The sequence below is a fragment of the Nonomuraea sp. NPDC050394 genome (genome assembly GCF_044459065.1).
GTDB lineage: Bacteria > Actinomycetota > Actinomycetes > Streptosporangiales > Streptosporangiaceae > Nonomuraea.
On record NZ_JBITIO010000009.1, the window covers coordinates 77,324 to 104,051 of the forward strand.

At 70.3% G+C, this 26,728-nt stretch carries 26 protein-coding genes; 11 read left to right on the forward strand and 15 right to left on the reverse strand.

Annotated features, from left to right (window positions below; all coding sequences use genetic code 11):
• Window positions 1-10: 10 nt before the first annotated feature.
• From ACIBKY_RS31650 to ACIBKY_RS31670, 5 genes are all read right to left on the reverse strand, one after another.
• A complete protein-coding gene (locus tag ACIBKY_RS31650) occupies window positions 11-844 on the reverse strand; it encodes a glycosyltransferase family 2 protein (RefSeq protein WP_397102303.1) in 834 nt (277 codons plus the stop codon).
• Window positions 845-993: 149 nt separating this feature from the next.
• Window positions 994-2,112, reverse strand: a complete 1,119-nt coding sequence (locus ACIBKY_RS31655; protein ID WP_397102304.1) for a GNAT family N-acetyltransferase — start codon at window positions 2,110-2,112, stop codon at window positions 994-996.
• A gap of 416 nt (window positions 2,113-2,528) precedes the next feature.
• Window positions 2,529-4,070: an RNA polymerase sigma factor gene (locus ACIBKY_RS31660; protein WP_397102306.1), complete on the reverse strand. Its 1,542-nt coding sequence runs from the start codon at window positions 4,068-4,070 to the stop codon at window positions 2,529-2,531.
• 108 nt (window positions 4,071-4,178) lie between these two features.
• On the reverse strand, window positions 4,179-5,954 hold the full coding sequence (locus ACIBKY_RS31665; RefSeq protein ID WP_397102308.1) for a substrate-binding and VWA domain-containing protein: 1,776 nt from the start codon (window positions 5,952-5,954) through the stop codon (window positions 4,179-4,181).
• 135 nt (window positions 5,955-6,089) lie between these two features.
• Window positions 6,090-6,725, reverse strand: coding sequence for a cation transporter (locus ACIBKY_RS31670; RefSeq protein ID WP_397102309.1), 636 nt, complete (start codon window positions 6,723-6,725; stop codon window positions 6,090-6,092).
• Between the two features lie 120 nt (window positions 6,726-6,845).
• Between ACIBKY_RS31670 and ACIBKY_RS31675 the strand changes: the two genes are divergently transcribed.
• Window positions 6,846-7,607, forward strand: coding sequence for a DUF4184 family protein (locus ACIBKY_RS31675; protein ID WP_397102311.1), 762 nt, complete (start codon window positions 6,846-6,848; stop codon window positions 7,605-7,607).
• Window positions 7,604-8,428 carry a TrmH family RNA methyltransferase gene (locus tag ACIBKY_RS31680; RefSeq protein WP_397102948.1) on the forward strand — a complete coding sequence of 275 codons (825 nt, stop codon included), beginning with the start codon at window positions 7,604-7,606 and terminating at the stop codon, window positions 8,426-8,428. Before ACIBKY_RS31675 ends, ACIBKY_RS31680 begins: the two co-directional genes overlap by 4 nt.
• Here ACIBKY_RS31680 and ACIBKY_RS31685 read toward each other — a convergent pair.
• Window positions 8,415-9,254, reverse strand: a complete 840-nt coding sequence (locus ACIBKY_RS31685) for a D-alanyl-D-alanine carboxypeptidase family protein (protein ID WP_397102313.1) — start codon at window positions 9,252-9,254, stop codon at window positions 8,415-8,417. The two genes, ACIBKY_RS31680 and ACIBKY_RS31685, sit on opposite strands and share 14 nt — an antisense overlap.
• Before the next feature lie 117 nt (window positions 9,255-9,371).
• On the opposite strand from ACIBKY_RS31685, the gene ACIBKY_RS31690 reads away from it, so the two are divergent.
• Window positions 9,372-9,563, forward strand: coding sequence for a YegP family protein (locus ACIBKY_RS31690; RefSeq protein WP_379610346.1), 192 nt, complete (start codon window positions 9,372-9,374; stop codon window positions 9,561-9,563).
• 13 nt (window positions 9,564-9,576) lie between these two features.
• Here ACIBKY_RS31690 and ACIBKY_RS31695 read toward each other — a convergent pair whose 3' ends face one another.
• A complete protein-coding gene (locus ACIBKY_RS31695; RefSeq protein ID WP_397102314.1) occupies window positions 9,577-10,092 on the reverse strand; it encodes a DedA family protein in 516 nt (171 codons plus the stop codon).
• 161 nt (window positions 10,093-10,253) lie between these two features.
• Between ACIBKY_RS31695 and ACIBKY_RS31700 the strand changes: the two genes are divergently transcribed.
• The gene (locus tag ACIBKY_RS31700) at window positions 10,254-10,757 is read left to right on the forward strand and encodes a hypothetical protein (protein ID WP_397102316.1); all 504 of its coding nucleotides are present in this window, start codon (window positions 10,254-10,256) and stop codon (window positions 10,755-10,757) included.
• On the opposite strand, the gene ACIBKY_RS31705 is transcribed toward ACIBKY_RS31700, so the two are convergent.
• From ACIBKY_RS31705 to ACIBKY_RS31715, 3 genes are all read right to left on the reverse strand, one after another.
• Window positions 10,726-14,094, reverse strand: a complete 3,369-nt coding sequence (locus ACIBKY_RS31705; RefSeq protein ID WP_397102318.1) for a BTAD domain-containing putative transcriptional regulator — start codon at window positions 14,092-14,094, stop codon at window positions 10,726-10,728. The genes ACIBKY_RS31700 and ACIBKY_RS31705 overlap by 32 nt on opposite strands.
• Window positions 14,095-14,157: 63 nt before the next feature.
• Complete coding sequence (locus ACIBKY_RS31710; protein ID WP_397102320.1) at window positions 14,158-15,210, reverse strand: YbhN family protein; 1,053 nt, start codon at window positions 15,208-15,210, stop codon at window positions 14,158-14,160.
• Complete coding sequence (locus ACIBKY_RS31715; protein WP_397102322.1) at window positions 15,210-16,028, reverse strand: PIG-L deacetylase family protein; 819 nt, start codon at window positions 16,026-16,028, stop codon at window positions 15,210-15,212. Before ACIBKY_RS31715 ends, ACIBKY_RS31710 begins: the two co-directional genes overlap by 1 nt.
• 24 nt (window positions 16,029-16,052) lie before the next feature.
• On the opposite strand from ACIBKY_RS31715, the gene ACIBKY_RS31720 reads away from it, so the two are divergent.
• Window positions 16,053-17,153, forward strand: a complete 1,101-nt coding sequence (locus ACIBKY_RS31720) for a glycosyltransferase family 4 protein (protein ID WP_397102323.1) — start codon at window positions 16,053-16,055, stop codon at window positions 17,151-17,153.
• A gap of 92 nt (window positions 17,154-17,245) precedes the next feature.
• On the opposite strand, the gene ACIBKY_RS31725 is transcribed toward ACIBKY_RS31720, so the two are convergent.
• The 4 genes from ACIBKY_RS31725 to ACIBKY_RS31740 all read right to left on the reverse strand — a co-directional run bounded on the left by ACIBKY_RS31725 (window position 17,246) and on the right by ACIBKY_RS31740 (window position 20,129).
• Window positions 17,246-18,034: an NAD-dependent epimerase/dehydratase family protein gene (locus ACIBKY_RS31725; RefSeq protein ID WP_397102325.1), complete on the reverse strand. Its 789-nt coding sequence runs from the start codon at window positions 18,032-18,034 to the stop codon at window positions 17,246-17,248.
• Between the two features lie 181 nt (window positions 18,035-18,215).
• A complete protein-coding gene (locus ACIBKY_RS31730; protein WP_397102327.1) occupies window positions 18,216-19,484 on the reverse strand; it encodes a DUF2079 domain-containing protein in 1,269 nt (422 codons plus the stop codon).
• 3 nt (window positions 19,485-19,487) lie between these two features.
• Entirely contained in the window at window positions 19,488-19,664 is a 177-nt protein-coding gene (locus ACIBKY_RS31735; RefSeq protein WP_397102329.1) for a hypothetical protein, read from the reverse strand.
• 84 nt (window positions 19,665-19,748) lie between these two features.
• The gene (locus ACIBKY_RS31740) at window positions 19,749-20,129 is read right to left on the reverse strand and encodes a hypothetical protein (protein ID WP_397102331.1); all 381 of its coding nucleotides are present in this window, start codon (window positions 20,127-20,129) and stop codon (window positions 19,749-19,751) included.
• 109 nt (window positions 20,130-20,238) lie between these two features.
• On the opposite strand from ACIBKY_RS31740, the gene ACIBKY_RS31745 reads away from it, so the two are divergent.
• The 4 genes from ACIBKY_RS31745 (at window position 20,239) to ACIBKY_RS31760 (ending at window position 23,781) form a co-directional block, all read left to right on the forward strand.
• A complete protein-coding gene (locus ACIBKY_RS31745) occupies window positions 20,239-21,591 on the forward strand; it encodes an APC family permease (protein WP_397102333.1) in 1,353 nt (450 codons plus the stop codon).
• Window positions 21,592-21,647: 56 nt separating this feature from the next.
• Window positions 21,648-22,196 carry a hypothetical protein gene (locus ACIBKY_RS31750; RefSeq protein ID WP_397102335.1) on the forward strand — a complete coding sequence of 183 codons (549 nt, stop codon included), beginning with the start codon at window positions 21,648-21,650 and terminating at the stop codon, window positions 22,194-22,196.
• Complete coding sequence (locus ACIBKY_RS31755) at window positions 22,181-22,603, forward strand: hypothetical protein (protein ID WP_397102337.1); 423 nt, start codon at window positions 22,181-22,183, stop codon at window positions 22,601-22,603. Before ACIBKY_RS31750 ends, ACIBKY_RS31755 begins: the two co-directional genes overlap by 16 nt.
• Window positions 22,604-22,677: 74 nt before the next feature.
• Entirely contained in the window at window positions 22,678-23,781 is a 1,104-nt protein-coding gene (locus ACIBKY_RS31760; RefSeq protein WP_397102339.1) for an aromatic ring-hydroxylating dioxygenase subunit alpha, read from the forward strand.
• Here ACIBKY_RS31760 and ACIBKY_RS31765 read toward each other — a convergent pair.
• Window positions 23,751-24,299, reverse strand: coding sequence for a DUF1707 domain-containing protein (locus tag ACIBKY_RS31765; RefSeq protein WP_397102341.1), 549 nt, complete (start codon window positions 24,297-24,299; stop codon window positions 23,751-23,753). The two genes, ACIBKY_RS31760 and ACIBKY_RS31765, sit on opposite strands and share 31 nt — an antisense overlap.
• 180 nt (window positions 24,300-24,479) lie before the next feature.
• Between ACIBKY_RS31765 and ACIBKY_RS31770 the strand changes: the two genes are divergently transcribed.
• Together ACIBKY_RS31770 and ACIBKY_RS31775 are read left to right on the forward strand one after the other, a co-directional pair.
• Complete coding sequence (locus ACIBKY_RS31770; RefSeq protein WP_397102343.1) at window positions 24,480-25,400, forward strand: anti-sigma factor RsbA family regulatory protein; 921 nt, start codon at window positions 24,480-24,482, stop codon at window positions 25,398-25,400.
• 29 nt (window positions 25,401-25,429) lie between these two features.
• The gene (locus ACIBKY_RS31775; protein WP_397102345.1) at window positions 25,430-26,581 is read left to right on the forward strand and encodes a low temperature requirement protein A; all 1,152 of its coding nucleotides are present in this window, start codon (window positions 25,430-25,432) and stop codon (window positions 26,579-26,581) included.
• Window positions 26,582-26,728: the final 147 nt, after the last annotated feature.

Consider the following 26,728-nt stretch of genomic DNA (forward strand, 5'->3'; position numbering starts at 1 on the left):
GCCTTCGTGGCTAAGCGACGCCCCGGTCGGCGGCGGGTGTGGCGGTGGGTTCGGGCAGTTGGAGGCCGGGTGGCCGCCGCCATTCCCGCAGGATGGTGCTGAGCACCCGGAACCCGTCGCGGAAGGTGCGCAGGTTGCTCTGCCCGTGGATGCGGTGCCGTTCGTGGCTGGGCACCTCGTGGATCGTCAGCCCGGCCTTGGCGGCGCGCACGTTCATCAGGGTCTCCACCTCGAACCCGTCGCAGTCCAGGTCGAGCACGTCGAGGTGGTGGGCCCAGAAGGCGTTGTAGCCATAGCACAGGTCGGTATAGCGGGTGCCGTACATGAGGTTGACCAGCGCGGTGAGGGCCTTGTTGCCGACGCTGCGGCCGAAGGTCAGGTCGTCGCTGCCGCCGCCGGTGGCGTAGCGCGAGCCCTTGACGAAGTCGGCTCCGGTCACCAGCGCGCCCACGAACGTGATGATCTCCCTCCCGTCCATGGAGCCGTCGGCGTCGATCATCACGATGATGTCGCCCGTGCAGGCGGCGAAACCGGCGGCCAGGGCGTTGCCCTTGCCCTTGCCGGTCTGCGTGATGATCCTCAGGTTGGGGCGCAGGCGTCTGGCAACGGCGACGGTCTCGTCAACGGAGTTGCCGTCGACGAGCACGACCTCGTCGATCCATTGGGGCAAGGTGGCGAACAGATGCGGCAGGTTCTCCGCCTCGTTCATCGCCGGCACCACCACGCTGACTCTGGGCGATATCGCCAGGTGGGGTGTCACAGGGGTGAAACGCTCAAGCGGCGGCATGGACCGCAGTGAGGTCACCTGCGCCTTGCCGTTGTGCCTGATGTTCTCGGGACTCATTTCGGGAACAATCCTTCCGGGACCACCCGCCGCAGGCCACGCTCGGCCATACCCGGGTGCTGTGGGGGTGCCGAAAGCGGTAAACGATGCATTGCCGGTCCAGTGGGAGTGAGGGTGCTGGTGTTGTGCTGCCGAGGGGATGGGAGCGCTTAGAGCGCTCCCGATGGTTCTTTGACGTCTGACTCTTGGCCTCGAGTACCACGGATACGCCCAAAGCCCTTCAACACACGATCCGCCGCTCTATAGAGAGACGGCGAATCGGTGACAATTGTTCGCGCCTTGTTGAAGGGAACTCTGCCGATCCAGTGCGCGGCGGCCGCCGCGGACGGCCGCGAGATGCGGCCCTCCGAGACGTGGAGCGTGCCGCTCTTCAGCCAGTGTTTGTAATCCTTGCCACCCTTGCCCATGTCGACCGTGTGCAGTCCCGCGCCGGCGGCCGCCTCCGCCATGCGGAGGTGGTGGACGATGCCGGGCGAGTACTTCCCGAATTCGGAGTCGTAGGCGGGGAACCAGCCCACCAGGGTCGTGGCGGTGCGCAGGCCGAAGTGCCCGGCCACGGGGACGTCGCCGGCGTAGAGCATGGTGAGCACTCCGGCGAAGCCGGGGGAGCGCTCGGCGTGCATCTGCTCGGTCAGCTCGACGATCCACGGCTGCGCGAACCGGTCGACCCGGCCCGTCCTGCGGTACTGGTCGGATTTCCAGGCGAGCAGCTGGCGCAACTCGCCGTGGTCGGTGGACGCCCAGGACAGGCGGAGCTCGCCGTGTTCCCTGGCGAGCTTGCGTTCCTTGTAGCGCCAGGTCTTCAGGTTCTTGGCGGAGTTCTCCCTCACTTGGGCGAGCCAGGCGTCGTAGCCCGCGGTGAAGTCCATGACCGCGGCCGGGCGCACGTCGCTCTCGTACGGGGCGAACGTCGGCTGGCCGGCGACCATGTGGTCGAAGGCGAAGACGTTGAGCCCGCACGCGCGCAGCAGCGCCCTGGCCTCGACCTTGACCTCCCGCACGCCGATGAGGCCGTGGCAGGTGGTGAGGAAGCCGCCGAGAGGCTTGCCGATGCCGAAGTGGTGGCGTTCGTAGGGGAAGAATCCGATGATCTCGCCGGAGTCCTCCACGACCGCCGTCCTGACGTAGTCACGCAGACGGTCCATCGCCAGGGCGAACTCCACCGAGAGGAAGGGGTTGTCCAGGCTCGGGTCGGCCTTCTGCAACTCCCGCCAGCGCGACCTTTCGGTCTCGCCGAGGTCTCCCGGGCGAACGACGGTGATGTTCACCTGGCCCCCACTTCGGTCAGCACGGTCTTCCCCCGACAGTTGCCCCGGCTCCTCCTGATAGAGCGGCGAATAGATCACGATCACGCAACAGACCGACGGTAGCCGCAACGGGATGGCTTGTCAGCCGCGTCCCAGAGGCGTGATCGGGCATCTTGGCTCGTCTCTCCTGGCTCTAAAAACGGTGATGGCACGATTGATCGCCCATTCATGGGACCAATCGTGCTGTGGGCGCGTCAATGGCGACGCCTGGCGGCGCGTGCCGGTTTACCCTGGTCACCAGGTTTCTCGCATGCGACAGAGAGTGCGAGAAATGTGAGCCTTGGTCCCGATACGCGCCCCCAAGCCTCCCAGGATGCCCTATCACGGAGGGGAAGTTCGACCTAGGGCCGGATATATCCCTGAATATCACCCAAGTGTCACTCTGGGGCCTCTCCGGGTGTTTCGGTGGGTTCGCCGGTCGGGGTCGGCTCCTCGGACGGGGTGGGCTCCTGGGTGGGCGCCTGCCGTCCTCGCCAGGACAGGGCGCAGGTGGCGGCGCCGCCGTTCGAGCTGAAGGTGACCGTGCCCGAGCCGGCGGCCTCGGGGTCGTCCACCGTCACCCAGATGGACGCCGACGCGCCCGCCTTGATCGTCCCGCTCGCGGGGAAGACGCCCAGCCCCTCCGACGGCCCGGACGTCCAGGACACGCTCGCGTTCCGCGCCGTCAGCCCGACCTTCGCGGCGCCGCTGATCGAACTGGGGCAGCCCACCGACAGCCGGGCGCCGGGTGCGGGCCTGCGGGTCCTGGTCGGGTTGCTCGCGGGCTTGGTGGCCGGCGGCCCCGGCCGGTCGGTGGGCGTCACCCGGGGCGCCGGTCCTGAGCGCGTGGGCTCCGGGTCCGGCGTGGTCGGGTCCGGGGCCGGCTCCTCGGTCAGCTCCTCGTCCACCGGCTCGTCGGTCGGCACCGACATCGGCGCCCGCGACTCCGAGGGGGAGGACGTCGGCATGGCCGCCGCGGGGCCGCCGCTCTCGCCGTTCATCAGCGCCATCGCGCCCGTGCCCGCCAGCACCGCGACCCCGGCCAGCACCACCGGGGCGAGCCTGCGCGGGCGCCGCCGCCGCGAACCGCGCCCGCCGCGCTGCTCGACCGGGAACCCGGTGCGGTCGAAGTTGTCGCCCCGCTCCATGATCAGCGTGCGCGCGTGGTCGAGTTCTGGGTTGACGCAGGTGTCGACGACCCGGCGGCGCAGCGAGATCGGCGGGTAGGCGACCGGCACCATGTCCAGCAACTTCGCCGCGGCCACCTGCCGATGGCGGCCCTCGGTGCAGACCTCGCAGCCGCCGATGTGTCCCGACAGCCTGCGGCGCAGCATGAGCGTGAGCGGACCCTCCCACGAGTCCACCATCGCCGACAGGTCGGGGCAGTGCGCCCGGCCCGTCCTGGCCAGCAGTACGGCGGCCGCCGCGTTCTCCAGATGGTCGCGTGCCCGCCCCAGCCGCGTCGCCGACTGCCGCGAGGTCAGCCCCAGCACCGAGCCGACCTCCGCGGGCGTCAGCCCGTGCCGCAACGACAGCTCCAGGACCTCCCGCTCGTTCTTGCTGAGCTCGCCCAGCACCTCATACACCAGCGCCGCCAGTTCGGGGTCCTCCGGCTCTTCGAGCACCGGCGGCGGCGGGCCCGCGGGCGCGCCGTCCTTGCGCGCCATCCTGGCCGCCGCCTGGAAGCGGGTCAGCGCGTAGAGCCAGGCGCGCAGCTTGGCGGCCTCCTGCAGCCGTCCCGCGCCGCCCTGGGCGGTGACCAGCGCGTCGTGCACCGAGTCCGCCGCGCTGTCGCGGTCGCCGGTCAGGGAACAGGCGTAGTCGTGCAGCCGTTCGGCGTAGGCGTCGTAGAGCTTCGCGGGAGCGTCGGTGTCGCCGCGACGCAACCCCTGCGCCAGCTCATGGTCGTCGGCGCGATCGACATTAGGCCATCCAGCCACAAACCCTCCCCGCAGGTGCAAGTCCCGGGTGGAGGACGCGGCCTTTCAGGGAGGGGTTGCCACCTCATGCCGATCCGGCATGAGGTGGGAAAGGTGTGACGGGCGAGGTCAGCCGTCGCAGCGCGGCGCGCACAGGCGCCGGGCCATCCCCTGGGCGAAGAAGTCGCGCACCTGGAGGATGTTCTTGGCGATGTACGCCTCGCCGCCGGTGGCCTTGGCGAGCGTGTCCATCTCGGCCCTGCCCTTGGGGGCGTCGGGGCCGAAGGCGATCAGCAGGATGCTCACGGGGCGCTTGGGGTTGTAGGTCTTCTTCAGGTAGCTCAGGATCTCGGCGTTGCTGATGCCGCCCTCGGGGTCGTCGTTGCCGGCTCCGTCCGTCAGGATGAGGACGGTGTTGATCTTGTCGTCGGCGTATTCCTTGGTCATCTGGGCGTAGGCGGCCTTCAGGGTGTCGTTCAGGCCGGTGTTGCCCGTCGGCTTGGCCTGGATGCTGCCGAGCTGGGTGGAGAAGGCGTCCTTGCGCAGCACGCCGTTGACCGACTCGCTCAGGGGGCCGACCGAGATCAGCTCGCGCCAGTCCTGCGTGCCCTGCAGGTGTGTGGAGAAGGCCCACACGCCGATCTCCGAGTCGGCCTCGAACAGGCCGAGGCCCTCACTGGCGATCTTGGTGATGGCCTGCATACGGGTCATGCCGGCGCCGGCCACCGGGTAGGCCATGGTGCCGGAGACGTCCAGCAGGGCCAGCATCCGGGTGCCGAGACTGAGCCGGGACCACGACTGCGCCATGGCGGCGATGGTCTTGGCGTCCGGGGGCTTGAGCGCCTCCGGGGTCTTGGGGTCGAAGCCCTTGTCCTTGGTCAGGACGTCGCCGGCCTTGCCATCGGGGCTGCGGAAGCCGTGCTCGCGCAGAGTCTTCTGGGCCGTCTGCCCGGCCAGCTCGGTCTTGAAGGCGTCGGCGGCCTTGCGGGTGTCCGGGCTCTTGGTGGTGATCACGATCGGGTAGTCGAGGCTGAGCGTGCCCTCTTCCGGATAGAGCGGGACGATGAGCGAGTCCGGCTTCTTCTGGTTGTGGGCGTAGATGGCCTGCTCGGGGGCGACGCCGACCGGCACCTTGCTGCCCGACTTCACCGCGAGGCTGGCCAGCAGCGCGTCGGCGCTGGGGACCACCTGGTCCGACAGCTCCTTGAGCGCGCCGACCATGGCCTTGTCGTCGAGCTCGGCCTCCTTGGCGGCGCCCGAGGCGGCCAGCAGCGCGCCCAGCCCGGCGGAGTTCTTCTTCGGGTCCAGGGCCAGCACGCGGACCTTGCGGCCGGGGCCGTCGGGGTTGGCCACGTTCGCGGCCGAGATCATCCCGGCCCAGCTCGGCTGCAGGCTGCCGGAGAGCTTGCCGGCCATCGACTTGGCCGCCGCCAGCACGATCGGGGACCTGGCCACGGATCCCGACGGCTCCGGCATCGCCGCGCCCGCCGTGGTGGCGCGTACCTCGGAGACCATCAGGCTGGAGTCGGCGATCCACACGTCGGGGGTCAGCTTGCCGGAGGCCATGTTGTTGGCCGCCTTGAACGGGTTCTCCTTGGTGACCTTCACCTCGACGCATTTGCTGTCGATCGACTGCAGCGACTTGTTGTACTCGCCGGCGATCTTCTGCAGCGCGGGCTGGATGTCGGGGGCGGCCACCACGTTCAGCGGCAGTTTGCCGCCGGAGCAGTCGTGGTCGCGGTTGAAGATGACGAACGCGGCCACGCCCAGGAGCACCGCGAGCGCCACCGCACCTGCCAGCGGGACCAGTACCTTGCCACGCCCGCTGCCACGGCTGCGCCGGCGCGGGCCCGGATCCTGGCCTCGATACCCGTCATCGAGTTCGTCTGTGCGATGTCGCCCCACGATGTCCTCTTCGGTGTGTCGAGACCTTTCGGAGATCCTGGCGGTAGATGCTCCTTTAATACTCCGGGAACGATACTCGGTGGGCTTGGCGCAACAAAACAGGTCTTTTGGTGTGATGATGACCCAGCGTGTGCGTCAGTGGCAGCATGCGTGACCGCGCCACGCGCGCACTCCTTCGCGTACGGCGACCGCCGCCAGCACCAGAGCGACGGCCGGATCCACCCACCACCAGCCCAGCGTGTTGGCCCAGAGCCCGAGCAGAACCCCCGCGGCCATCACCGCGCAGATGAGGTTCTGCGCCGCCTCGCCCGCGGTCGCGCCGGAGCCCAGCCGCCGGGCCAGGCGCCGTTTGAGCGCCGCCAGAACCGGCATCGTGACCAGGCTCACCGCGGTCACCGCGATGCCGAGGACGCTGGGCGCGGCCCGGTGGCCGGCGTCGAGGTCGTGGGCCACGTGCACCACCAGGTAGGGGGCGAGCACCCAGAAGCTCACCGCGATCGCGCGGCGCGCGGTGTGCTCGGCCGAGGGCGACAGCGTGCGCGAGCCGGTGAAGCGCCACAGCACGATCAGGCTGGCGCCCGCCTCGACCAGGGCCGACAGCCCCCAGCCGATCAGCGCCACCGAGTGCGCGGAGAACCCCGCCGCCAGTCCGAGCGAGCTCTCCGCCGCCAGCCATGCCAGTGTGACCAGGCTGAGCAGGCGGGCCCTGCGCGCGTCGCGCAACCAGTCGACTGACGCGGCCGGATGCGCATGAACCAGCTGGTCAGGCACCTTAACCCCCGAGATCCCACGTCCGGCCGCCGACAGCGATCCGTAACATACCCACTACTCAAAGTCACCTTAGGGGATTTCCGCAAAGAAAGGTCAAGATTCGCCGGGTAGGGTGTCCCGGTGCCGTTCACCCCCGCTCACGTGGCCGCCGTGCTGCCGCTGATCTCAAGCGCCCGGCTGCGCGCCTGGCTGGACCCGTGGGCGCTGGCCCTCGGGGCGATGGTGCCCGACCTGCCGATCTTCCTGCCGTTTCTGCCGGACTACGCGGACTGGCACTCCTGGCAGGGCATCCTCACCCTCGACCTGCTCTCCGTGGTCGTGCTCGTGTTCGTCTTCCACCGGGTGTTCAGGGAGCCGCTGATCGCGCTGCTGCCCCCGGCGCTGAGCGGGCGGGCCGCGACACTCAAGCCGTCCTACCGCCTGCCGCCCATCGTCTTTGGAGCGCTCCTCGGCGCGGCCACGCACGTGTTCTGGGACTCCTTCACCCACTCCTACAGCGTGGACGTGTGGGGCTGGAGCTTCTTCGACGCGCGGGTGCTCGGCGTGACCACCGTCTTCCGCGTGCTGCAGTACCTGTCCTCGGCCGCCGGGCTGGCCATCGTCGCGTGGTGGGCGGTGCGCGGGCTGTCCAGGATGGCGGCGGTCGCCGTACCGGACCATCTGCACACCCCCCAGCCGGTACGGCGGGCCGTCCTGTGGGCCTGCGCCGCGGGCGTCGTGGCGGGCGGGGCGCTCTGGCCGTTCCTCGACCACCCCGACCACGGCAGCCTGGCCAGCCTGTTCACCAGGATCGGCGCGGGCACACTGATCGGGCTCGGTCTCGTGCTCACCGGCTACTCGATCGTCTGGCAGGTCAGGCGGCGCGGGGTGCGTACCATCTGAAGGTGCTTGAGTACGTGAGCGACGCGGCCGACCCCCGGCTGGCCGACTACACCGGTCTGCGTGACGTCGGGCTGCGCAAGAGCCTGGAGGCCGAGCGCGGGTTGTTCCTGGCCGAGGGCGAGAAGGTGATCAGGCGGGCGGTCGGCGCCGGGTATCCGGTGCGGTCGGTGCTGACCACCGAGCGGTGGCTGCCGTCGCTGGCCGACGTGCTCGGCGACGCGCTGGTCTACGTCGTGAGCGACGAGATCATGACGGGTGTCGCCGGTTTCCCCGTGCACCGGGGCGCGCTGGCCTCCATGGAGCGCCTGCCGCTGCCGCCGGTGGAGGAGGTGCTCGCCGGCGCCTCGCGCGTCGTGGTGCTGGAGGATCTGGTCGACCACTCCAACATCGGCGCGATCTTCCGGTGCGCGGCGGCGCTCGGGGTGGACGCGATCGTGCTGTCACCCCGGTGCGCCGATCCGCTCTACCGTCGTTCGGTCAAGGTCTCGATGGGGTCGGTGTTCTCGATCCCGTACGCGCGGATGGGCAACTGGTTCGACGGGCTGGCCAGGCTCCGTGAGCTGGGGTTCCGGTCGCTGGCGCTGACGCCCGACCAGTCGGCGGTCCCGCTGGACGCGGTGAAGATGGGCGATCGGGTGGCGCTGCTGCTCGGCTCGGAGGGCGACGGCCTGTCCTCGCGCTGGCTGCGCGAGGCCGACGAGGCGGTCTGCATCCCGATGAGCGCGCAGGCGATGGCGGCCGGGGTCGACTCTCTGAACGTGGTCGCGGCGGCGGCCATCGCCTGCCATGGTCTGATGCGCAGGACGCCTAACCCGCGCTGATCTGCTCCCCGGCGTAGTCGAGCAGTTCCTCCGCCTGCGTGAACCGGCGCTCGTTCGTGTCGCCGAGCAGCACGCCGACCACCTGCCTGCCGTCGCGCTCCGCGGCGAAGACCAGGCAGAACCCGGCCGCGCGGGTGTAGCCGGTCTTGACGCCGAGCACGCCGTCGGTGCGCTCCAGCAGCTTGTTGGTGTTGCGCCAGGTGTGGGCGCGGTGCGCGCCGGACTTGGCGACCTTGTGCACCTTGGCGGAGGCGACCTGGGTGAAGACGGGGTTCTTCAGCGCGATCTGGGCGAGCTTGACCTGGTCGGCGGCGGTGGAGTAGCCGCCGTTCGCCGGAGCCGGCAGGCCGTCGGCGTTGGTGTAGCGGGTGTCGGCCAGGCCCAGGCCGCGCGCGGTGGCGTTCATCTTGGCGATGAAGGCCTTCTTGCCCGGCCCGTAGATCCTGGCCAGCGCGTTGGACGCGTCGGCGCCGGAGGGCAGCATGAGGCCATAGAGCAGGTCGCGGACCGTCAGCCGCTCGCCCTTGCGCAGGGCGGCCGTGGTGGCGCCGTTCACGGCGGCGTGCCGTACGTCGGCGGCGGTGATCGTGACGGTGTCGGTCAGCTTGGCCTCGCGCAGCACCACGTAGGCGGTCATCACCTTGACCAGGCTGGCCACCGGGACCCGCTTGGTCTGGCGCTTGCCGTAGTGGATCGTTCCGGCCGAGTCGACGACGTAGGCCTGCTTGGCGCCGACGTCGGGCTTCGCGCTCGCGTGCGCGGAAGCCGACGTCAGACCCACCAGTACGGCCACCGCGGCAGAAGCGAAGATTCCCCCAATATGCATGTCAGCCATGGTGACAGGTGATCTAAGTTCCGTTTGCCGAACTTGACTCCATGGCGGGAAAACAACAGCTAGATGGGGGTAAATGATCGTTACATCGGGCAATCCGGGGGGTTCATCATGGCTGGGAAATTCGTCATTTCCAAGGACAAGCGGGACGAATACCGCTTCAAGCTGGTCGCCGGCAATGGCCAGACGATCGCCGTCAGCGAGGGCTACACGACCAAGGCGGCCTGCGTGAACGGCATCGAGTCCGTCCGCAGGAACGCGGCCACGGCCGAGATCGACGACCAGTCGCTCGCCGCCGTCTGAAAGCCCGGGGCCGTCAGGCGGCCAGGGCCTTGTCCGCCTTGCGCCGCCTGCGCCTGACGACCAGGAACACGATCACCGCCACCGCCACCACCGCCACGACCACCGCCGTGATCGGGGAGTGGGTGGCGAGCTGGAACCAGCCCCAGATCACCCCGTACAGCGCGAACGACGTCACCGGCACCCAGGTGAGACACCCCAGCGCGCTGGCCACGACGTACCAGGGGTAGGAGATGCGCAGCACGCCCGCGACCCACGGCAGCGTGTGGCGCAGCACGGGCACCCAGAAGCACCCGTAGACGGCCAGCGCCCCCCACTTCTCCACGACCCTCTCGACCCGGGCGATCTGCGCGCGCGGCAGCCGCCGGCCGATCCGGGAGTCGTAGAGCTTCTCGCCGAGCTTGTGCCCGATCCAGTAGTAGGCCTGGAAGGCGCCGAAGAGCGCGATCGCCCCCACCAGCACGATGACCCAGTACGGCAGGCCGAAGAACGACGCTCTCGTGGGATCAGGGATGCCAGCAAGGTACCGCATTCCAGACATCACCCCACCAAGCGAATATAAGGCCAGGCTTACCTTATTTGATCCCCCGAGCCCGTGTCACCTCGCCAGTCTTCCCCGATTGCAAGTGCGCGACAAGCAACCCTCAACCCCCCGCGCGTACACCTGAGGGTGAGAACGAAGGAGTGGTGACCATGAGCAAGGCAACCACAGCGGCGCTCACCGCCGGATCGGCCAACGCCGTCAAGCTGTTCGTCGCCGCCTTGGCCGCCACGGGCGCGTACGCGGGCGTCACCGCCTACGACGCGGCCAGGTCGGCCCCGCGGCCCCAGCAGGCGATCACGCTGCAGGCCCGCGAGGTGCCGATCACCTCACAGCCCGCCGCCGTCGCGCCCGGCGCCATCTCCGTCTCCGCCAGGTCCGGCGGGCAGGGCTGCGACCGCGTCTACCTGGCCAGGACCGTCGTGATCAACCCCGATCCCGCGCAGACCGTGCTCTACCGCTGGCAGCTGTCACGCTGGAGCCCGTACACCAAGCGGTGGAGCGTCTACCTGGTCGACCACTCCGGGTTCGGCGCCGCCCGGCGCACGGTCTCCTGGCAGGCCAGGGTCGCCGACAACCCCGGCTGGTACCGGGTCGAGTTCGCCGTGCAGGGCCAGAAGACGATCAAGAGCGACCGTTTCCAAGTGAGTTGCTGACCGAACGCCGCGCCGCCTCCACCCAGCGTGCCACGCCGACCCGCTCGGCCACCTCCAGCGCCTTGCGGTAGTGGTCGAGGGCGGCGTCGGGCTGGCCGAGCCGTACCGCGAGATCTCCCAGCGTCAGCGCGACGGGCCAGAGCGCCACGACGCCCGTGCCCGCGCCGGCGACGCGGTCGGCGAACGGCTTGAGCTTGTCGTAGCAGTCGACCATCCGCGCGCGGTCGTCGAGCAGCATCCCGGCCAGGGCCCGCCAGGTCATCGCCAGCTCGTACAGGAAGTCGGGCCGCACCGGCGGGCGCGTGGCCGCCACCGCCTTGGCGTCGGAGATGTGCCCGGCCGAGGCCAGCGCGAGCGCGTAGGGGTCGAGCGTCCACTTGGAGCCGCCCAGGTGCTTCTCGCTCAGCAGCTCGACCGTCTCGGCCGCCCGCCCGTCGACCAGGCGCAGGCAGAACGTGGTGATCAGCGGCAGGTCCTGGCGGCCTTCGAGCATGCCGACCCGCGCGGTCATCCTGGCCGCGTCGCGGTAGGCGCGCTCGGCGCCCGCGTAGTCGCCGGCGATCATCAGCCGCTGCCCGGAGTACCAGGCGCAGACGGCGGCGGGGGCCGACAGGTCGTACTGCTTCGACAGCTTCTCGGCCGCCGCCGCGTGCTGGTCGGCCGCCGCGAACTCGCCGCGCGCCGCCGCGCACTCCAGCAGCACCAGGTGGGCCAGCGCCTGCGTGGCCATCTGGCCGGAGCGCTGCGCCACCTCCAGCAGCTCACGGCCGATGCTCTCGCGCGTGTCGACGGCGGGGATGTCGTAGGACTGGCGCAGCCGCCCGCTCAGCGCCGCCGCGATCAGGGCCGGGTCGCCGCTCTGCCGGGCCAGTTCGAGCGCCTCCAGCGACGCCTGACGGCCCCGCTCGGGCGAGGAGGAGCCCTCCAGCTCCAGCGCCAGCGTGGTCAGCAGGCTCGCCCGCAGCGTCTGCTCACCCTCGGGCAGCTCTATGAGCGCCTTCTCGGTGACGTCGACGATCTCCCACGCGGTGCGGGTGAAGTCGCGCGCCATGCCCTTGTGCGGCACCGCCAGCGACGCCGCCACCCGTGCGGTGATCTCCAGGTCCTGCAGCGGCAGCGCCAGGTCCATCGCCTGGCGGCGCAGCAGCCTGGCCGCGGTCATGTCGCCGCAGACCGCGAGGGCCTTGATCTGGCGCAGCATCAGCTGCAGACGTTCTTTGGTGTCGCCGCCGGTGCGCTCGAAGGCCGCGATCGCCTGCTCCCACAGCCGCGCCGCCTCGCGGTGCGCGAAGCGCCGCTCGGCCTGCTCGGCCGCCAGCCCGGCGTAGTGGACCGCCTTCTCCGCGGCGTCGGCGAGGAAGTAGTGGTGGGCCAGCGCCGCCACGTCCGCCGGGTTGCGCTCCTCGATCTCCTTCGCGACGGCCGCGTGCAACCGGGTACGGCGCAGCCGCGAGGCGTCGGAGTAGATCGTGTCGCGCACCAGGTCGTGGTCGAAGCGCAGCATGCCGGGGCCCGGCTCGGTGACGAGCCCGGCCAGCAGCGCCGCCTCGACCGCCTCGACCACCGGCTCCTCGGCCCCGGCCACGCCGATGAGCACGTCGATGTCCACGTCGCGGCCGATCGCCGCCGCCTGCAGCAGGATCTGCTGCGCCTCGGCCGGCAGCCGCGAGATGCGCCGCCGCAGCACGTCCCGCACGCCGGACGGCACCCTCGACAGCACCGCGGTGGTCGTCGTCTCACCGGCCGCCGCGGCCTCGGAGTCGAGCAGGCGCACGGTCTCGCGCACGAAGAACGGGTTGCCGCCGGTGCGTTCGACGATCGACTCGACCGCGTCCTCGTCGATCTCGCGTACGCAGGTGGCCCGCACCAGCTCGGCCACCGCCTTCGGGTCGAGCCCGGACAGCCCCACCCGGACCGGGCCGAGCCTGGCCAGCGCGGCCAGCACGTCGGACTGCCCGTCGTCCAGCTCACTCTCCCTGCAGGTGACCACGAGCATGACCCGGCTGGTGGCCAGCAGGCTCGGCAGCGCGCGCAGCAGCGCCAGCGTCTGGTCGTCGGCCCAGTGGAGGTCTTCCAGGGTGAGCAGCACGGGGGAGCGGCGGGCCACTCCGGCCAGGTAGCCGCCGACCGCGCGGTGCAGGCGGAAGCCGCCGGACAGCTCGTCGTCGTCGGGATCGGGGTCGGCGTCGTCGAGCAGGGGCGCGAGCAACTGCGCGTACTCGCCGGCGCCGGTCACGCCGACCAGCGTGCGCAGGATCTCCACCCAGGCCCAGCCGGGCGGGGTGGCGGTGGAGTCGGGGCAGGCGCCGGAGGAGGTGATCCAGCCGTCGGTGGCGAGCTTGCTCTCCAGCTGGCTCAGCAGCGTGGTCTTGCCGGCCCCCGCCACACCGGTGACGATCGCCACCTGGAAGCGGCCCGTGCGGGCGGCGGCCTGCGTCAGCCTGGTCAGCTCGGCGTCGCGGCCGACGAACGGCTCCGGCTCCAGCGGCGGCGGCTCCACGGGCGCGGCGGGACGCGGCGGCCAGGTGTCGTTGACCGGCTGCGCCGGGCGGGACGGGCGGGCCGACGGGACCAGCTCCAGGCCGGGCGCCTGGGCGAGGATGTCGGACTCCAGCTTGCGCAGCGCGGGACCGGGGTCGATGCCGAGCTCGTCGGCCAGGATGCCGCGGGCACGGCGCAGCGCGGCCAGCGCGTCGCCCTGCCGGCCGCTGCGGTAAAGGCCCAGCGACAGCAGCCGCCACCCCTCCTCGCGCAGCGGGTGCTCGGTGGTCATCGCCTCCAGGTCGGGCACGGTCTCGGCGTTGAGCCCGAGGCGCAGCCCGGTGTCGGCGTGGCGCTCGCGCGCCACCAGCCGCAGCTCGGTCAGCCGGTTCACCTCGGCCTCCGCCCACGTCTGGTCGGCGAAGTCGGAGTACGGCGTGCCGCGCCACAGCCCGAGCGCCTTCTCCAGGAAGGTCCTGGCCGACTGGGGGTCATCGCCCTCCAGGCGCTCTCCGGCGCTGCGTACCAGCTGCTCGAAGCGGAGCGCGTCGACCTGGTCGGGCGCGACGCGCAGCGCGTACCCGGAGGCGACCGTCACCAGCAGCCGGTTGGGACCCCCGCGCGGACGGCCGGGTTCCAGCACGCGGCGCAGGCGGGAGATGTAGACCTGCAGGCCCGACTGGGCGCCCTTGGCGGTGTCGTCCGCCCACAGGTCGTAGAGCAGGGTGTCGACCGGAACGACCTGACCCCTGGCCACGAGCAATCGGGCGAGGACGGCTCGCTGCCGCAACCCGCCGAGGTCGAGTTCGTCGTTTTCGTACGCCTCGACTGGCCCCAGAACTCGAAACGCCACCATGTCAGCCGCCACGCTATGCGCGCTTCCGAATCACGCACAAGGTCTTTGAGGGGTTTGGAAGGGTCACTGCGGGGCCTTCATGCTCTCGGACGGGGATTTCGCGGCACCGTTGCGGCTGTCGCGCCGGCGCAGGAGCGCCCACGCGCCCAGGGCCAGGCCGCCGAACGGGATCTCGATAGTGTAAGTCCAGAAGCCGAACAACAGTGCGGTCGCGGTCGCGGGAGCCGTGGGGATGCCGAAGGAGACGAGCAGGAGCACCACCCCGCCTTCCATGATCCCGGCGCCGCTCGGCGTGATCAGCGCGGCGGTGAGCACCCGCGACAGCGCGAAGACCGCGATCGACTGCGCCAGCCCGGGATACGCGCCGGTGGCCTGCATGCAGACCACCATGATCCCCCACTGGAGCGCCAGGAACGCGATCATCGCGAGCGACAGCCCGGGCCAGCGCGTCCTGACGATCCCCGCGGTGTCGGCCCGCAGCTTGTGGAACGACGGCGCGATCTCCTTCTTGAACGGCCTGCCCAGCCCGTCGAGCACCTTGCCCAGGAGCACCGCCGCGCGGTCCCAGTACAGCGCCGCCGCCACCACGACCACGAGCACCAGGATCGAGATCGCGCCCGCCCATCCCGCCCGTTCCACGGTCGTGTTGACCACCTCGCCCGCCATCAGCAGCGCGATGATCCCGACCGCGGGCAGGATGAACCGGAACAGCGTGTTCCACACGCCGCTGACCAGCGTCATCACCACGATCGACCGGTAGCCGAACCCCCAGCCCTTGCACATGGCGAACGTCAGCGCCACGCCCGCGGCGCCGCCGAACGGCAGCAGGTTGCTGACCGCGCTGCCCGCGGCGTTGAGCGTGAGGCCCTGCAGGTTGCTGAGGCCGGGCTGCGAGTTGGTCAGCACGAACGTGTAGGCCAGCAGGCTCAGCAGCCACAGCCCGGCCATCAGCGCGATCGTGCCGGGGCCGAGCTGGCCGAACTCCGCGCCGATCTCCCGCCACGAGACCGGCTTGCCGGTCAGCGCCTGCACGATCTGCGGCAGGTAGACCACCAGCAGGACCGCCAGAGCAAGGGAGAGCACGGACAGAGTGACCTGCAGCCACTTGTTCTTCATCACACCTGCTCGAAGGGGTGGGTGAGCCGGGTGCCCGGAGGGACGTCCCTGCGGACGAACCACTCGGTCCCGAACACCAGGCGGTAGAGGGGGCCGGGGATCTTCAGCATCACTGCCAGAGTACGGTCGCTGTCGCCGCCGCTGGCCTGTGAGACGTGCGCCTCCATCGACGCCCGCTTCTGCTTGGTGTACTTCCTGACGTTCACCCGATGGGTGATCTGATCGCCCGCAGTGTAGGCGCTCTCGAACGTCCGGGGATCGAACTCCGGCGGAAACCGGTAGACCTTCCCCGCCAGCTTGAGCGCCTTGAGCAACGGATCGCGGTTCACCGTCGCCTCCAGGACGATCTCCGTTCCCGCCATCTCCGCCGCGCGCCTGCCCACCCGGTGCACCTGGACGTGGTCCGGATGCCCGTACCCGCCGGCCGGATCGTAGATCGCCAGCAGGTCGGCGGCCTCGTCCTTGAGGATCTCGGCCAGCTGCCTGGCCGCCTGGTCGGTGTCGGCGTCGATGAAGGCGTTGTCCGGCCGCTCCTCCGCGACGCCGCCCTTGGGGCTCAGCCCCGAGTCGCCGTAGCCCAGACACTCCACCCGGGCGCAGCCCAGCAGCGCGGCCGAGGTGTAGAGCTCCTGGAGCCGCGTCTCGCCCAGCTCGTCGCCAGGATCCATCTCCGCCAGGCCGCGCTCGCCCGCCGTGGCCACCACCAGCACCACCCGGTGCCCCTCGGCCGCGAGCATCGCCATGGTGCCCGCCGTCAGCAGGGCCTCGTCATCGGGGTGGGCGTGGAAGAACACAGCTGTGCGTGGCTTTGTTGGCACAGGGCCCAGATTAGTCTGGGAGAGGTGCGGATCTTTCACGTGAGTGACTGTTACCTGCCGCGGCTCGGAGGGATCGAGGTCCAGGTGGCCGACCTCGTACGCCAGCAGCGGGAGGCGGGCCACGAGGTCGAGGTGGCCACGGCCACCCGCGGCGAACCCCTCGACGGCGTGCGCAGGATCGTCGCCAGAATGCCCTTCGACCTGCCCGTACACCCGCGCGGCGTGGGACATGTCACCCGCCTGCTCACCTCCTCCCGTCCCGATGTCGTGCACGTGCACACGGGGGCGGTCTCGCCGTTCGCCTGGATGGGGGTACGCGCGGCCGTACGGGCCGGACTGCCCGTGGTGGTGACCGTCCACAGCATGTGGGACCCGGGCACCCGCGCCGTCTACCGCCTGCTCCGCCTCGTGTACGAGTGGCACCGCTGGGGCGTGGTCGCCACCACCGTGAGCAGTGCGGCCGCCGTCCCGATCCGCCGGGTCGCCGGCCGGGGGGTACCGGTCCACGTGGTCTCCAACGGCCTGGACCTGACCGGCTGGCGCCCGTCGGAGCTGCCCTCTGACGAGGGGGGCAGGGACGGCGTCCACATCGTGGCGGTGGGCAGGCTGGCACCACGCAAACACCCGGTGCGGCTCCTGAAGGCCCTGAACACGGCCCGCGCCCGAGTCCCGTCCGGCATCGCGATGCGCGCCACGATCGTCGGCGACGGCCCGGCGAGAGGCTCGATGGACCGCTACCTCACCCAGCACGACATGACGAGCTGGGTGACGCTTCCCGGCCGCCAGAGCCGCGAAGAGATCGCCAGGCTGCTGGCCTCGGCCGACATGTTCGTGGCGCCCGCGCCCTTGGAGTCCTTCGGCATCGCCGCCCTGGAGGCGAGGGCCGCGGGGCTGCCGGTGATCGCCCGTGAACGCAGCGGGGTCGCCGACTTCGTCCGGCACGGCGAGGAGGGCCTGCTGGCCCGCGACGAACCGGACCTGGCCCGCTGCGTCGCCCGCCTGACCACCGACACGAAGCTCCGCGAGTCGATCGCCGCCCACAATCGCGCGACGGAGCCCGCGGCCGGCTCCTGGAAGTCGGTCCTGGAGGGCTTCGACCAGGCGTACAAGCAGGCCATCGGCTGACTCGTGATCTGCCGCCCGCCCGACGAGGCGCTGCTCTCCGCCAGCGCGATCGAGGTCCCGGTCCAGCCGGCCGCATGCCTCCAGTGAGTGGGTTACCGCAGGTGGGGGAGGGTGTAGGCGGGCGCGGCGAACGAACCGCCCTGGGGCATGTCGTCAACGAAGAAGGCGTCGGCGCCGGGGAAGCGGGCGGCGAAGGCTTCGGCGTTGTCCAGCGGGGTGTAGCCGAGGCCGGGAAGTTCCCAGAAGCGGCGGGCGTTGGCCGAGACCGCGTAGCCGGCCACGAAGCCGGTGACCGGGGTGGTGAGGGCGGCGGCGAAGTAGCCGGCGCAGTCGCGCGGGCTGAGCCAGGTGGCCAGGTGGCGGGCGTCCTCGGGTTCGGGTTCGAGGCTGCCGATCCGCAGGCTGACGATCTGGAGGCCGAACTTGTCCGCGTAAAGGTGGGCCAGGGCCTCGACCGCGGCCTTGGAGACGCCGTAGAGGCCGTCGGGGCGGGGCACGAGATCGGGGGTGAGCGTCCGCGTGGCGGGATAGTGGCCGGTCAGGCGGTTGCTGCCGGCCAGCACGACCCGCGGGACCCCGGTCAGCCTGGCGGCTTCGAAGACGTGGTGGGTGCCGAGCACGTTCGCTTGGAGCAGGTCCGGCAGGGGCGCCTCGTCGGGGATGCCGGACAGGTGGACGACCACGTCGGCGCCTCTGACCACCTCCAGGACCGTGCCGAGGCCGTCGAGCTCGGTGGTGACGACCTCCTCGTTGCCCGCCCGCGCGTCCAGGGGCACCCGGTCGACCAGCACCAGCCGCTCGGCCCGCGCCCGCAGCGCGTCCCGGATCGCCGCTCCCACCTGCCCGGCGGCACCGGTCAGCACGATCTTTCCCAGCCTCATGGGCAGGAGTGTGCCGGACACCACCGACAGTTTCCGCACGGGTGCCGTGACGGCGGGGACCACGTCCGGCGTGAGAAGCGACCCCCACGATCGGCGCCCGCCGTCGTCGGCGGGTGGCGTGGGGGCGGCTTGCCGTAACCGCAAAAGAGGCGCACGTCGCGAGAGACCACCCGCCAGAAGATCAGCGGCGGAGAACGACAACGCCGTCGCGGGCGAAGACGCTTGTGTAGCCACGGGAGAGGAGGGCGTCGACCTGGGCGCGTTGGTCGTCGGCCGAGCCGAAGGGGAACTCCCAGCGGGTCGTGTCCGCGATCACCCAAGGCGCGTCGTGCGATTCGGCCGTCCACAGCAGCACCGTCGTACGCCCGGTCAACGCCGGCCCGAAGCTGTTGGCCGCCTCGACCACCACCCCGTCCGGGATCTTCGCCACCGCCTCCCGAGCCGCCACGATCTTGGTCTGGTCGCCCTTGTAGAAGTCGGGGTGGTAGAGCTGGTCGAGGGCGAACCGGGGCACGAGGGTGACCGCGACCACCAGCACCGCCGCCGACCACACCAGCGCGAGGTCCTTGCGCCCCAGCCACCGCTGCAGCCGGGCGAGACCATCCACCCCCGCGCAGAACAGGATGATCACCGTGAACGCGCTGTACTGGAAGTCGGCCTGCCACCACAGCTCCCGGTCCGACAGCATCCGCTCCAGCACGTGCGGCAGCGCGATCAGCGACAACGGCGACAGCAGGCACAGCAGCAGCGTCGGCCAGACCAGCAGGAACAGCGTGTCGACCTTGGCCTCGGCGCTGAAGGGCAGCAGCAGCGTCCCGAGCGGGTCGCGCAGGATGCCGAGCAGCGCGCCGGGCAGGTCGGGCCCCAGGTGGTTGTAGGCCCAGAAGTCGGAGGTGTCGCCGCCGAGCATGGGGATGATCGCGCCGCGGGTGAGCATGACCCCGGCCGCGCCGATCACCGCGCAGCAGATGCCGCGGAAGCGGTCGCCGGTGACGAACAGGTAGAGGCCGAACCCCATCACCATCAGCCCCATGTCCTCCTTGACCAGGAGGAGCCCGAACATCGCCAGGAAAGCGGGCAGGAACCGTCCCGCCTGGTAGCGCTCGATCATGATGGCGGTCAGCACCGGCACGAACATGACCTCGTGCGCGTCGAACGCGATCGCCTGGGCCACGGGCCACGACAGCGCGTACGCGATGGAGACCAGGTACGCGGGCCCGATCCCGAGCACGCGCCGGGTGTACAGCCACAGGAAAGGGATCGCCGCGGCGAACAGCAGCGCCTGCGCGACGATCAGCGAGCCGGGCCCGTCGTGGATCCAGTAGAACGGCGCCAGCAGCGCGTAGATCGGCGAGAAGTGGTCGACGATCTGGAGGTAGTCCATGCCCCGGTCGTGCCAGCCGCCCACGACGGGGATGTACGGCGGGCGGAAACGCGAGTAGTTGCGCACCGCCTAGTCGACGATGACCAGATCGTAGGTACTCGCCCTGAACGTGACCAGCTTCACCAGCCCGATCACGGAGTACGCCGCCGCTGCCACCAGGGCGATCAGCCCGATCCGGTAGCGGTGCCGCGGAAGGCGGCGGCCGGGTGTCGTCACGGTTTCCGCCGTCATGGTCTCCGCCGTCACGGACAGCAAGAGTAGTGCTTGTGCGGCACGGCCGCCGCGCCGCGCTGCCCCCCACAGGCGGAGCGGCGGCCGTGGGCTCAAAGGTCAGCCGCAGGCCTTCTGGACCTTCGCCTGAATGTCGGGGATCTTGCCCAGGGCCTCGGTGGCGGAGGCCGGGTTCTTCTCGTCGACCTTGATGCCCTCGAAGACGGCGGCCAGGTCGTTCAGCGCGCTGGCGAGGTCGCCGTCGTGCTTGCCGGCCAGGGTCTTGATCTTGCCGGCCGCGTCGGAACTCGCGGTCTCGATCGCCTTGATGTCCGTGCCCGCGCTGGTCATCGAGGTGGTGAACTCCTGGGTGATCTTGTTGAGGTCGGCGCTCATGCTGGCGCAGTCGACCGCGTTGCCCAGGCCACCGCAGGCGGTGGTCAGTCCGGCAAGAGTCAGCGTCGCGATCGTGATGGCGATGCGACGGCGGGAGGAAGTCATGGTTGTGCCCTTCGTAGGTGTAGAGACGAAGGGACATTATGGACCATTCCTTGAATCTCGCTTGCACATTGCCAACATCAGCGGTGACAGACCTGGGTAGTCCAAGGTCATGAGCACTGGTCAGGTAGAACAACACTCGCTGAAGCGGGTCATCGGCCGCCGGGTCCTGCTGCTGTTCGTCGTCGGCGACATTCTCGGCGCGGGCATATACGCGCTGGTCGGGAAGGTCGCCGGGCATGTCGGAGGGGCGCTGTGGCTGCCGTTCCTGGTGGCGTTCGTCCTCGCCGCGCTGACCGCGACGGCCTACGCCGAACTGGTCGGTAAGTACCCGCAGGCGGCCGGAGCGGCGCTGTATGTCAACAAGGCATTCGGCATCCCGTTCGTCACCTTCATCGTGGCGTTCACCGTGATGATGAGCGGCATCACCTCGGCGAGCGCGGCGGCCAGGGCCTTCGGCGGCCGCTACCTGGCCGAGTTCGTGACGCTGCCGGTGCTCGTCGGCGCGTTCATCTTCCTGGGCCTGGTGGCTCTGGTGAACTTCGCCGGAATTTCGGAATCCGTCAAGGTGAACGTGGCCCTGACCATCATCGAGGCGTTCGGCCTGCTGGTAATCGTGGCCATCGGCATCTTCGCCCTCTTCACCGGGGACGGCGAACCCGCCAGGGCGATCGAGTTCCACCCGGCCAACGGCGCCTTCCTCGGCATTCTCGGCGGCACCGCGCTGGCCTTCTACGCCCTGCTCGGCTTCGAGGACTCGGTCAACCTGGCCGAGGAGGCCAAGAACCCGCAGAAGGACTTCCCCCGCGCCCTGTTCGGGGGCCTGATCGTGGCCGCGGTGATCTACATGGCGGTGGCGTTCACGGCGACCATGCTCGTCGACACCAAGACGCTGATGGAGTCCTCGGGCCCGCTGCTGGAGGTGGTGAAGGTCGCGGGACTGGCCTTCCCGCCCAAGCTCTTCGCGCTGATCGCGCTGCTCGCCGTCGGCAACACCGCGCTGATCAACATGCTGATGGCCTCCAGGCTCGTGTACGGCATGGCCCGCCAGCGCATCATCCCCCCGTTCTTCGGCACGGTTCACCCGACCCGGTCCACTCCGTGGATCGCCATCGTGTTCACGATCGCCATCGCGGCGATCCTGGTCTCGACGGGCGACGTGGCGCCGCTGGCCGACACCACCGTGCTGTTGTTGCTGCTGGTGTTCGCGCTGGTCAACATCTGCGTGCTGATCCTGCGCAAGGAGAACGTCGGCCACGACCACTACCGGGCCCCGACCTGGGCGCCGGTGCTCGGGGCCGTGGTCTGCCTGTTCCTGGCGCTGCCGCTGACCGGCAGGTCGGTGGACATCTACGTGCGCGCGGCGGCCCTCATCGTGCTGGGCGCCATCCTCTGGGGCATCAACTGGATCTTCGTGGGCCGGGTCACCAAGGTGGATCCGACGAAGATCACTCCGGAGGACTGAATCCCTGACGCGGGGGCGGGCCGTACAACAGGTGCGGCTGTCCACGCGATGGAGGGATGATGACCGCCATACCGATGTCCACGGGCCTGACCGGCACGCTCAACGGTCCCCGTCACCGGACCGCGCTGAACGTGTTCCTGCTGGTCGTGCTCGCGCACTGGGCCGAGCACATCGTGCAGGCGGTGCAGATCTGGGTGCTGGGCTGGCCCGTGCCCGAGGCCAGGGGAGTGCTGGGGCAGTTCTTCCCCTGGCTCGTCACCTCGGAGGCGCTGCACTACGGCTACGCGCTGATCATGCTCGTGGCGCTCTGGGTGCTGCGCAGGGGCTTCACCGGGCGCGCCCGGCTGTGGTGGAACATCGCCCTCGGCATCCAGATCTGGCACCACGTCGAGCACCTGCTGCTGCTCATCCAGGTGCAGTCGGGCTGGTTCCTGGCGGGCCGGCCGGTGCAGACGAGCGTGGCGCAGCTCCTATTCCCCCGCGTGGAGCTGCACCTGTTCTACAACACGGTGGTCTTCGCCCCGATGGTGATCGCCATGATCCTGCACGCCCGGCCGAACAAGGAGGAGCGGGCGCGCATGTCCTGCTCGTGCGCGCGGGCGTGAACAGCCGTTTCACCGTCGTCGTGGCGACGGTGACCGCCGTGCTGCTGCTGGCGCTCGCCGTCCCCAACCTCGGGCCCGTCGTGCGCGCCGCGCGGGCCGAGGGAACCTGGGGCACGTTCACGGCGAGCCGTCTGTCGTGCGTGACGCATCCGGGCGGCCACGAGGCCTGCGCGTGGTACGGGCGGTTCGCCACCGCCTCGGGCGCGCGCGAGGTCTCCCTGTACGGCAGCGCCCGCGACACCATGGCCAGGGGCCAGGCCCTCAGAGCCGTCGACGTGGGCCGCCCCGCGCAGGTCTACACCGAGGGCGGCTCCAACGAGTGGATCCTGACCTTCGCGCTGGTCCTGATCGGCCTCGGCCTGCTCTATCCGCTGCTCTCCCGCCTGCGCCGGCGGATCACCTATTGACAGGCTCGCGAACCCGACCCGACGATGTCGCATATAGAGCAACTCGTCGCGTAATACGCAACAAGCGGGTGAACATGTCGAGTCTGGTCTCCACCCTTCCCGGCCGCTCCTACACCGACCCCGAGATCTTCCGCGAGGAACAAGAGAAGATCTTCGAACACCTCTGGTTCTGCGCGGTCAGGACCGACGAACTCCCGCGACCCGGCGCCTTCAGGACCGTCAGGATCGGCAGGGAGAGCGTGATCGTCCTACGCAGCCGCGACGGCGTCTTACGCGCCTTCCTCAACGTCTGCCGGCACCGGGGCGCGCAGCTGTGCGCCGAGCCGGAAGGCGAGGTCAAGCGGACCATCCGCTGCGTCTACCACGCCTGGTCCTACGACCTCGACGGCCGGCTCGTGGCCGCGCCCAACCTGGTCAAGATGCCGGACATCGACCGGGTCGAGTACGGCCTGATCCCCGTCCACCTGCGCGAATGGCTCGGCTACGCCTGGCTCTGCCTGGCCGATGACCCGCCCTCCTTCGAGGAGACGGTCACCGGCGCCGCCACGGAACGGCTCGGCGACCCCGCCGCGATCGAGCACTACCACGTCGACAAGCTGGCACTCGGCCGCCGCATCGTCTACGACGTACAGGCGAACTGGAAGCTCATCGTCGAGAACTTCATGGAGTGCTACCACTGCGCCACCATCCACCCGGAGCTGACCGCGGTGCTGCCCGAGTTCGCCGGGGGTTACGCGGCCCAGTACTACGTCGGCCACGGCGCGGAGTTCGCCGAGCGCGTCGAGGGGTTCACCGTCGACGGCAGGGCGGGCTTCGGCAAGCTGCCCGGCGTCTCCGACGAGCAGGACCGGCGCTACTACGCGATCACCGTCAAGCCGCAGGTCTTCATCAACCTCGTGCCGGACCACGTGATCATGCACAGGATGTTCCCGCTGGCCGCCGACCGCACGGTCGTGGAGTGCGACTGGCTCTACCATCCCGACGTGGTGGCCGCGGGCGCCGACCTGACGCACTCCGTCGAGCTCTTCCACCGGGTCAACGCGCAGGACTTCGACGCCTGCGAACGGACCCAGCCCGGCATGTCCTCACGCGCCTACCGCGCGGGCGGCGTGCTGGTGCCCAGCGAGCACCACATCTCCGCCTTCCATCAGTGGGTGAACCATCGCTTGCGCGGATAGCGCACGCGCAGCGCGCCGTACTTGCTCTCGCCGCTGATCCTGATGTGCGGTACGCCGGGACGCGGCCGGCTGGGGACGTCGGAGGAGGTCGAGCCCCACTGGTTGGTGAACTCGTCCACGTTGGCCGAGGCGCCGGGCGGCAGCACGACGCCGGCGGAGCCGTACGTGAGATCGAACACGATGTCCACCACCGGATGCGACAGGACCGCCTCGGAGAAGTCGAGGTCGACGCTGCCGTACTTGGACGTGACGCGCAGGTGGCGCGGCACGTCCCAGTCACCGGAGCGCTTCACGTGGCCGTTCTTCGTCTCCAGGTGGACGGTCTCCTCGGCGATGTGCGGCGCGGGCAGATCCGAGACGACCGCGAGCAGGTCGCCGTAGGTCCGGCCGGAGAAGACAAGACTCAGGCGTTCGTCCAGCTCGGCGGGGGTGAGGCGGCCCTCGGCGAAGGCGTGTTGCAACTGCTGGGCGGTGCGATCCCGATCCTCGTCGGCGACGCGCACGTGCAATTCCGACATGGTTCGAGCATAGGTTCGCAGTCCTCAGAACGGGAGCTTCCTTCCCGAGGGCGTGCGCAGATCGAGGGGAAGCGGCCGGCGCGGGAGGTGGGGGCGCCGCACGATCTGGATTCTCTTCACACCGGAGAGATACCCATCGGGAGGCCTTGAAGTCATCAGCTCGGAGTAACGTGTGCCTTGATGCTGGCGGACCCGTTCGCGCACCCGGCCCTCTTCTATCGGGGCGACCGGGAGTACGTCGCTGCCATCACCTCGTTCGTGCGCGAAGGGCTGGCGAGCATGGAGCCGGTGGCGGTCGCCGTCCCCGCGGAACGGCTGGCCGTCCTCGTCCCCGCCCTGGCCGCGGACGCCGAGCGGATCATGCTCGTGGACATGGCCGACGCCGGCCGCAACCCCGGCCGGATCATCCCCGCGGTGCTGACCGACTTCGCCGACCGTCACCAGGGCGAGCGGGTGCGGATCGTCGGCGAGCCCATCTGGCCGGGACGCTCCTCCGTCGAGTACCCCGCCTGCGCCCAGCACGAGGCGCTGATCAACTACGCCTTCGTCGGCCGCCAGGCCACGATCCTGTGCCCCTACGACGCGGAACGGCTCGCGCCCGACGTCTTGAGCGAGGCCGAGCGCACCCACCCGGTGGTGCGCGAGACCGGCGGCGAGCGCCACAGCGACGCCTACGCGCCCGAGCTGGTCATCACCTGGCACAACCGGCCCTTCCCCGAGCCGATCGAGCCGATCTCGCTCCGCTTCGACAGCACCAACCTGGGCGCCGCCCGCGCGCTGGCCGCCTCCCAGGCCGCGCTGGCCGGCTTCACCGGAACCCGCCTCGACGACGTGCGGCTGGTGATCGCCGAGCTCGGCGCCAACAGTCTCGACCACGGCGGCGGCTCCGGCCTGGTCCGCATCTGGACCGAGAACGGCCACCTGGTGTGCGAGGTCAGCGACGCCGGCCACATCACCGACCCGCTGGCCGGCCGCCGCCCGGTCGACCCGCGCATGGCGGGCTCGCGCGGGCTGCTCATCGTCAACCTGCTCAGCGATCTGGTCAGGGTCCACACGTGGGCGGGCGGCACTGTGGTGCGCGCATACTTCGCCGTGACCTGATCCTGTCCTGGCCTGGGTAGACCCGACTCATGAACGGCCTGCGCCCGATGCGCCCGCGCGACACCGGCGAGTCGCACCGCGTGGCGACCCCGCTGGAGCTCCTCTTCGACCTGTGCTTCGTGGTCGCCGTCTCCTTCGCCGGGAGCCAGCTGCACCACGCGCTGTCCGAGGGGCACCTGGCTCAGGGGCTGAGCGGCTACCTGACGTGCTTCTTCGCCGTCTGGTGGGCGTGGATGAACTACACCTGGTTCGCCTCGGCGTACGACGTGGACGACTGGTGGTACCGGATCACCACGCTCGTGCAGATGTCGGGCGTGCTGGTGCTGGCCGCGGGCGTGCCGAGGGCCTTCCAGGACGGCGACCTCAGCCTGTTCGTGCTCGGGTACGTGATCATGCGGCTCGCCATGGCCTCGCAGTGGCTGCGCGCCGCGGCCGGGCACCCGGAGGGACGGCGCACCGCGTTGCGGTACGCGTCGGGGATCTGCGCGGCGCAGGTGGCGTGGATCGTGCTGCTGTTCGTGCCGCAGGAGTGGCGCCTGGCCGGGTTCGTCGTGTGCGCCCTGGCCGAGCTGGCGGTGCCGGTGTGGGCGGAGGCGGCCGGCCGTACACCTTGGCACCCTCACCACATCGCCGAGCGCTACGGGCTCTTCACGCTGATCATGATGGGCGAGAACGTGCTCGCCGCGACCATCGCGGTACAGGAGGCCGGCAGCGAGCACGGGATCCAGGCCGGGCTGATCGTGCTGGCGGTCTCCGCGCTGGTGATCGTCTTCTCGCTGTGGTGGATCTACTTCGCCCCGCCGACCGCCGACCTGCTCACCTCCAACCGGCGCGCCATCCCGTGGGGCTACGGCCACTACCTGATCTTCGCCGGCATCGGCGCGCTGAGCTCGGGCATCGAGGTCAGCCTGGACCATCTGACCGGCAAGGCCCACATCCCGGCCGTCGCCGCCGGATACGCGGTCGCGGTGCCGGTCGCCCTGTTCCTGTTCATGGTCTGGCTGCTGCACCTGCGCCCGCACCGCTACGGCGGAGCCGACACGGCCGCCTTCCTGGCCGCGGCCGCGCTGGTCCTGCTGGCGCCGCTGACCCCGCAGCCGGTTCCGGTGATGGCCGTGGTGTGCGCGGCGCTGGTGGTCCTCACCGAGGCCGGCCGGTGGCGCAGACGGGCCCGACCCTGAGGAGGCAGGCCCTACCAGGGTCTGTCTCCGCCCAGGTCAGAGGGGTCCTTCGGGGGGAGCCCCGACCAAGGTAGTAGGGGGCCGATCAGGGCTCCTTAGGGTCGATCTCGGATACTCGCGAAAGCCGTATTCCACGAACTTTGAGGC

What these genes read in the sequence shown, in the direction of transcription:
- ACIBKY_RS31700 (WP_397102316.1), top strand. Translation starts at nt 10,254, where the DNA reads ATGAGCAAGGCAACCACAGCGGCGCTCACCGCCGGATCGGCCAACGCC.
- ACIBKY_RS31690 (WP_379610346.1), top strand. Translation starts at nt 9,372, where the DNA reads ATGGCTGGGAAATTCGTCATTTCCAAGGACAAGCGGGACGAATACCGC.
- ACIBKY_RS31770 (WP_397102343.1), top strand. Translation starts at nt 24,480, where the DNA reads ATGCTGGCGGACCCGTTCGCGCACCCGGCCCTCTTCTATCGGGGCGAC.
- ACIBKY_RS31740 (WP_397102331.1), bottom strand. Translation starts at nt 20,129, where the DNA reads ATGACTTCCTCCCGCCGTCGCATCGCCATCACGATCGCGACGCTGACT.
- ACIBKY_RS31650 (WP_397102303.1), bottom strand. Translation starts at nt 844, where the DNA reads ATGAGTCCCGAGAACATCAGGCACAACGGCAAGGCGCAGGTGACCTCA.
- ACIBKY_RS31725 (WP_397102325.1), bottom strand. Translation starts at nt 18,034, where the DNA reads ATGAGGCTGGGAAAGATCGTGCTGACCGGTGCCGCCGGGCAGGTGGGA.
- ACIBKY_RS31710 (WP_397102320.1), bottom strand. Translation starts at nt 15,210, where the DNA reads ATGAAGAACAAGTGGCTGCAGGTCACTCTGTCCGTGCTCTCCCTTGCT.
- ACIBKY_RS31695 (WP_397102314.1), bottom strand. Translation starts at nt 10,092, where the DNA reads ATGCGGTACCTTGCTGGCATCCCTGATCCCACGAGAGCGTCGTTCTTC.
- ACIBKY_RS31750 (WP_397102335.1), top strand. Translation starts at nt 21,648, where the DNA reads ATGATGACCGCCATACCGATGTCCACGGGCCTGACCGGCACGCTCAAC.
- ACIBKY_RS31760 (WP_397102339.1), top strand. Translation starts at nt 22,678, where the DNA reads ATGTCGAGTCTGGTCTCCACCCTTCCCGGCCGCTCCTACACCGACCCC.
- ACIBKY_RS31745 (WP_397102333.1), top strand. Translation starts at nt 20,239, where the DNA reads ATGAGCACTGGTCAGGTAGAACAACACTCGCTGAAGCGGGTCATCGGC.
- ACIBKY_RS31685 (WP_397102313.1), bottom strand. Translation starts at nt 9,254, where the DNA reads ATGCATATTGGGGGAATCTTCGCTTCTGCCGCGGTGGCCGTACTGGTG.
- ACIBKY_RS31765 (WP_397102341.1), bottom strand. Translation starts at nt 24,299, where the DNA reads ATGTCGGAATTGCACGTGCGCGTCGCCGACGAGGATCGGGATCGCACC.
- ACIBKY_RS31705 (WP_397102318.1), bottom strand. Translation starts at nt 14,094, where the DNA reads ATGGTGGCGTTTCGAGTTCTGGGGCCAGTCGAGGCGTACGAAAACGAC.
- ACIBKY_RS31775 (WP_397102345.1), top strand. Translation starts at nt 25,430, where the DNA reads ATGAACGGCCTGCGCCCGATGCGCCCGCGCGACACCGGCGAGTCGCAC.